Source organism: Actinomyces sp. Z5, from assembly GCF_003287795.1.
Lineage (GTDB): Bacteria > Actinomycetota > Actinomycetes > Actinomycetales > Actinomycetaceae > Actinomyces > Actinomyces glycerinitolerans.
The window spans coordinates 1-5907 of record NZ_QMIN01000067.1; the positions used below are offsets into that span (position 1 = coordinate 1).

The 5907-nt window shown below is 70.7% G+C and carries 4 protein-coding genes; 2 read left to right on the forward strand and 2 right to left on the reverse strand.

Annotation, left to right across the window (positions count from 1 at the left end; all coding sequences use genetic code 11):
• Positions 1–58: 58 nt before the first annotated feature.
• Both glpK and DRB06_RS09250 read right to left on the reverse strand, forming a co-directional pair.
• The gene (gene glpK / locus DRB06_RS09245; protein WP_111819779.1) at positions 59–1597 is read right to left on the reverse strand and encodes a glycerol kinase GlpK; all 1539 of its coding nucleotides are present in this window, start codon (positions 1595–1597) and stop codon (positions 59–61) included.
• Positions 1598–1641: 44 nt separating this feature from the next.
• Entirely contained in the window at positions 1642–2376 is a 735-nt protein-coding gene (locus DRB06_RS09250; RefSeq protein ID WP_111819780.1) for an MIP/aquaporin family protein, read from the reverse strand.
• 389 nt (positions 2377–2765) lie between these two features.
• Between DRB06_RS09250 and glpA the strand changes: the two genes are divergently transcribed.
• Both glpA and glpB read left to right on the forward strand, forming a co-directional pair.
• Positions 2766–4514 (forward strand): anaerobic glycerol-3-phosphate dehydrogenase subunit GlpA, encoded by a 1749-nt coding sequence (gene glpA, locus DRB06_RS09255; RefSeq protein WP_111819781.1) that lies wholly within the window; start codon positions 2766–2768, stop codon positions 4512–4514.
• Positions 4511–5907 (forward strand): glycerol-3-phosphate dehydrogenase subunit GlpB (glpB, locus tag DRB06_RS09260; RefSeq protein ID WP_111819782.1); only part of this gene is annotated, 1397 nt, incomplete at its 3' end. The genes glpA and glpB, both read left to right, overlap by 4 nt.

Genomic DNA, 5907 nt, shown 5'->3' on the forward strand with positions numbered 1-5907 from the left:
CGGCCCCGTAGCTGCGGGCTACGGGGCCGACCGCCGTATCTGCCGGACCCAGGGGGCCTTACTTCACGTCGTCGTCCACCCAGTCGAAGGTGCGGGTGACGGCCTTCTTCCACAGCCGGTAGGTGCGGTCGCGCTCGGCGGCGTCCATGGACGGCGTCCAGCGCTTGCCCTCCTGCCAGTTGGCCACGACGTCCTCGGTACCATTCCAGAAGCCCACCGCGATACCGGCGGCGTAGGCGGCTCCCAGCGCGGTGGTCTCGGCCACCACCGGCTGGATCACGTCGACGCCGCACAGGTCGGCCTGGAACTGCATGACCAGATCGTCGTTGGTCATACCGCCGTCGACCTTGAGCTCCTTGAGCGGAACCCCGGCGTCGGCGTTGATCGCGTCGAGCAGCTCGGCGGACTGGAAGGCGGTGGACTCCTCCACGGCGCGGGCGATGTGGCCCTTGGTGGCGTAGCGGGTCAGCCCGACGATCACGCCGCGGGCGTCGTCGCGCCAGTAGGGGGCGAACAGGCCGGAGAAGGCGGGCACGAAGTACACCCCGCCGTTGTCCTCCACCGTGCGCGCCAGGGCCTGGATGTCGCTGGACTTCTCGATCATGCCGAGGTTGTCGCGCAGCCACTGCACCAGGGAGCCCGCGACCGCGATGGAGCCCTCCAGCGCGTAGACCGGCTTGGCGTCGCCGAGCTGGTACAACACCGTGGTCAGCAGGCCGTTCTTCGAGAAGACGGGCTCCTCACCGGTGTTCATCAGCATGAAGCAGCCGGTGCCGTAGGTGTTCTTCGCGGTGCCGACCTCGAAGCAGGCCTGCCCGAAGGTGGCCGCCTGCTGGTCGCCGAGGATGCCGGAGATCGGGGTGTCGATCAGCAGGCCGTTCTTGCGGCCGTAGCCGTAGATCTCGGAGGAGGAGCGGATCTCGGGCAGCATGGACATCGGGATGCCGAAGTCGGCGCAGATGTCCTCGCGCCACTTCAGCGTGCGCACGTCCATCAGCAGCGTGCGGGAGGCGTTGGTGACGTCGGTGACGTGGACGCCGCCGTTGACGCCGCCGGTCAGGTTCCACACGACCCAGGTGTCGGGGGTGCCGAACAGCAGGTCTCCGGCCTCGGCCTTCTCGCGGGCCCCGGGCACGTTGTCCAGGATCCACTTGACCTTGGTGGCCGAGGGGTAGGTGGAGATGTTCTCGCCGGTGATCTGGCGGTAGCGCTCGGTGCCGAGCGGGTCGCCGGCGGCGATCTCGCGGGCGATCGATGCGGTGCGAGTGTCCTGCCAGACGATGGCGTTGTAGATCGGCTCGCCCGTGTTCTTGTCCCACACGATGGTGGTCTCGCGCTGGTTGGTGATGCCGACGGCGGCCAGCGAGTGGCGGTTGATCTCCGCCTTCTGCAGGGCCTCGGCGACGACGGCGCGCACCGACTCCCAGATCTCCACCGGGTTGTGTTCGACCCAGCCGGGGTTGGGGAAGATCTGGGTGAATTCCTGCTGGCCGATGGAGACGACCTGGCCGGAGTGGTTGAAGACGATCGCGCGGGAGGAGGTGGTGCCCTGGTCGATTGCCAGGACGTACTTCTCGGTCTCGGTTGCTTCGGTCATGAACGAGTCCTTTCAGTTCACTTCATTGTGATTGCGGGCGAATGTCAGAACAGCCCGGCCATGTTCGGGATGAGCAGACCGGCGACGACGCCGCCGAGGAGCGGGCCGACCACCGGCACCCAGGAGTAGGCCCAGTCAGCGGAGCCCTTGCCCGGGATCGGCAGGAACGCGTAGGCGATGCGCGGACCCAGGTCACGGGCGGGGTTGATGGCGTAGCCGGTGGGGCCACCCAGCGACAGTCCGATGGCGACGATCACGAAGGCCACCGCCAGCGGGCCGAGCTCGGAGGGGGACTTGCCGTTGTAGATCACCCAGGAGACCAGGGTGAAGGTGCCGATGGCCTCGGTGACGACGTTCCAGCCGTAGGAGCGGATGCCGGGGCCGGTGGAGAAGCAGCTGAGCTTGACCTCGCCGGGGGCCTGCTCGTCGAAGTGCTTCTTGTAGGCCAGCCAGGCTGCGACAGCGCCGACGATGGCGCCCAGCATCTGGGCGAGGATGTAGATGCAGATGTTCGCGGCGGTGGCAGGGACACCCGCCGCCAGATCCTTGCCGGCTACGGCCAGGCCGATGGTGACTGCCGGGTTCAGGTGACCGCCGGTGGCGTAGGCGGCGTAGACGCCCATGAAGACCGCCAGGCCCCATCCGAAGGCGATGACGATCCAGCCGGATCCCTGCGCCTTGGACTTGGGGAGATTGACGGCGGCGCAGACGCCGGCACCAAAGAGGATGAGGATGAACGTCCCGAAGAACTCCGATAGGAAGATCTGGGCGAGACTCATGGCCTGCTCACTTTCTGCACGACAGCGTGCTCGATGTGTAGGGCGAGCGGCCTGCCGCCGCCCGCGTTCCACGAAGGATCGGGCGGAGTCGTTGCTGTGCCCGAACACCCTAGAAAGTACTCGACGGCGGCCCCCGATTCGGAGCTCTGCACCGCCGGGACGGAAGGTTGGTGAGGTGAAACTCAGTTGCGAAGTCGGCGGATTTGCAAAGAAAAAAGGGGGTTTGTCCGATCGTTACGGGAAATAGGTGCGCGCCGTCGTATCGCGCGGTGAACGTTTGCGCATTCGGCGTGCACGAGCTCCCGACGCCGTGTAGTCATGAAAATGACAAACAGTTCGGGTGGCCCGGCGTGGCCGCCCCGCCGAGCCGGACGAGGAGGTCCTAAAAAGTGAGAGCCATGACTGCCGACGTGGTCGTCGTCGGCGGCGGCGCCACCGGCGTCGGGGTCGCCCGCGACGCCGCCATGCGTGGCCTGAGCGTCGTGCTGCTGGAGCGCGCCGACCTGGCACAGGGCACCTCCGGCCGCTTCCATGGGCTGCTGCACTCCGGCGGCCGCTACGTCGTATCCGACCCCGGCTCCGCCCGCGAGTGCGCCGAGGAGAACGCCATCGTCTCCCGCATCCACGCCGACGCCGTCGAGCGCACCGGCGGCATGTTCGTTGTCACCCCCGAGGACGACCTGGAATTCTCCGACCGCTTCCTCATCGGCGCGCAGGAGACCGGCGTCGCCTGCGAGGAGTTGAGCCTGTCCGAGGCGCTGCGGCTGGAGCCGCGTCTGAACCCCGGCATCAAGCGAGCCTTCGCCGTCAACGACGCCGCCGTGGACGGCTGGCAGATGGTGTGGGGCGCCGCCCGCTCGGCCCGGGCTCACGGCGCCGAGATCCTGACCTACCACGAGGTCACCGACCTGGTGGTTGAGGGCGAGGGGGAAGACCGCCGCGTCGTCGCCGTGCGGGCCCACGGGCTCAAGACCGGCGAGGACCTGACCATCTCCTGTGCCATGGTCGTCAACGCCGCCGGCCCCTGGGGCGGGCGCCTGGCCGCCATGGCCGGCTCCGAGGCGGTGGAGATCGTGGCCGGCGCGGGCATCATGATCGCCGTCAACCACCGGCTGGTCAACCACGTCATCAATCGCTGCGTCTACCCCGCCGACGGTGACATCCTCGTCCCCGACCACACGGTGTCCATCATCGGCACCACCGACAGTCGCATCCCCGACCCCGATCACATCCCGATTCCCCGCGAAGAGGTCGCCCAGATGCTCGACGCCGGCGAGGTCCTCATCCCCGGGTTCCGGCAGACGCGGTTGGTGCACGCCTGGGCCGGCGCCCGGCCACTGGTGCGCGACAAGCGCGTATCCGGCACCGATACCCGCCACATGAGCCGCGGCATGACCGTGCTGCGGCACAGCGAAGCCGAGGGCCTGGCCGGGCTGATCACCGTGGCCGGCGGCAAGCTGACCACCTACCGGCTGATGGCCAAGAACACGGTCGACGCCGTCTGCGCCGAGCTGGGCGTGGAGCGGCCGTGCACCACGGACACCGAGTCCGTCCCCGGCTCCGAGTCCGGCCACAACTACCGCATCACCCACCGGCTGGCGGCCCGGGAGCAGGATCGGCTGGAGGACCAGATCATCTGCGAGTGCGAACTGGTCACCCGCAAGATGCTCACCGACCTGATGGACGAGCAGCCCGACGCCTCCTTCGACGACCTGCGCCGCCAGTTGCGCATCGGCATGGGCCCGTGCCAGGGCGGTTTCTGCGCCGCCCGCGTGGCCGGCGTACACGTGTGCCAGGGGCGTACCGATGCTGCCGAGGCGACCGAGCTGCTGCGCACCTTCCTGCGGCACCGTTGGATCGGGCTGTGGTCCATCCTGCACGGCGAGCAGGTCCGCGAGGCGGCCCTGGACTTCTGGATGCTGCAGGGCACGCTCGACGTCGAGGACCTGCCCGCCGCCGCGGCCCCCGCCGCCGCGGCCACCCCGATTGAGAACGCGGAGGACGGCGAGCAGCGGCCCGACGAACTGGCGGAGGCCCTGGCCGCCCTGGCCGCAGCTCCCCGGCTCGACGCCGAAGCCGCGGCCCTCGCCGGCGCGACCCGCGCCACTGCCGCAGCCAAGCAGGAGGTCCGTGCATGAACAGCGACGTCGTCGTCATCGGCGCCGGGATCGCCGGCTACGCCGCCGCCCTGCGGCTGCGCCGGGCCGGAGCCGGCGTCACCCTGGTCACCAAGGGCATGGGCGGGCTGGCCCTGTCGCCCGGAACCATCGACGTGCTCGGACGGCTCGGCGGCGCGGCCGGACCGGCCGGTCCGGGAGCCGGAGGCGAGGCGGAGCGAGCCGCACGCCGTGCCATCACCCACCCCTACGCCGCCATTGCCGCGGCCGACCTGCTGCCGGAGGGCCATCCCTATCGGGTGATCGGCCGGGAGGCCACTGCCGCCGGCGTGGATCGTTTCGCCGCCCTGGTCGGCTCCGACCTGCTGACCGCGCGCCCGGACGGCGCCGCGGAGGACGCCGGCACGGGGCAGGGCGGCTCCGCCGCGAACAGCGGCGAGGGGCCCGCGAACCTGTGGCTGCCCACGGCGCTGGGGGCCGTGCGCCCCACCCTGCTGGTGCAGCCCTCCATGCAGGCGTCCGTGCTGCACGACGGCGGCCGCTACCTGGTGGTCGGCCTGGCCCGGCTCAAGGACTTCACCGCCGACATGGTGGCCGGGAACCTGGGGCGCGCCGAACTGCCCGGCGGCGGACGCGTGCAGGCGCGCGCCATCACCGTCGACTTCGAGGCCCGCGCAGGCGAGAGCGACACCAACGCGGTCGGGCATGCCCGCGCCCTGGACCACCCGGACGGGATCGACCGGCTCGCCCGCCTGCTGGACGGCAGGGTGCGCGACGGCGAGACCGTGCTGCTGCCCGCCGTGCTCGGGCTGAACCGCCCCGGCGTCTTCCGGGAACTCGCCGACCGCCTCGGCGCGCCCGTCGGCGAGATTCCCCTGGTGCCGCCGTCGGTACCCGGGCTGCGGCTGGAGCACTGGCTGGACCGGCTCGCCTCCGCCGAGCGCGTGCGCGTGGTCATGGGGGCACGCGTCGTCGACAGCCGCATCGAGGGCGGCCGACTGGTCTCCGTCACCAGTGCGGCCGCGGGCCGACCCCGCGAGCACCGTGCCGACGCCTTCATCCTGGCCGCCGGCGGCTTCGAGTCCGGGGCCCTGACCATGGACTCCCACGGGCAGGTCACCGACACGGTGTTGGGCCTGCCGCTGGCCGGGGTCAGCGCGGACGGGCAGGAGAACCTGCGCCGCCTGATCCACCACGATTACTGGGGCGCGCCCCAGGGACTGTTCCGCGTGGGCGTGGCGGTCGATGCGCAGATGCGGCCGCTCGGCCCCGATGGCGCCCCCGTCCTGGCCGGTGTCCATGCCGCCGGCGGGGTGCTGGCCGGCGCGGTGCGCTGGAGTGAGAAGTCGGGGGAAGGCATTGCGCTCGGCTCGGCCGAGGCGGCGGCCGCCGCGGTGGTGGCCGAGCTCGGCCA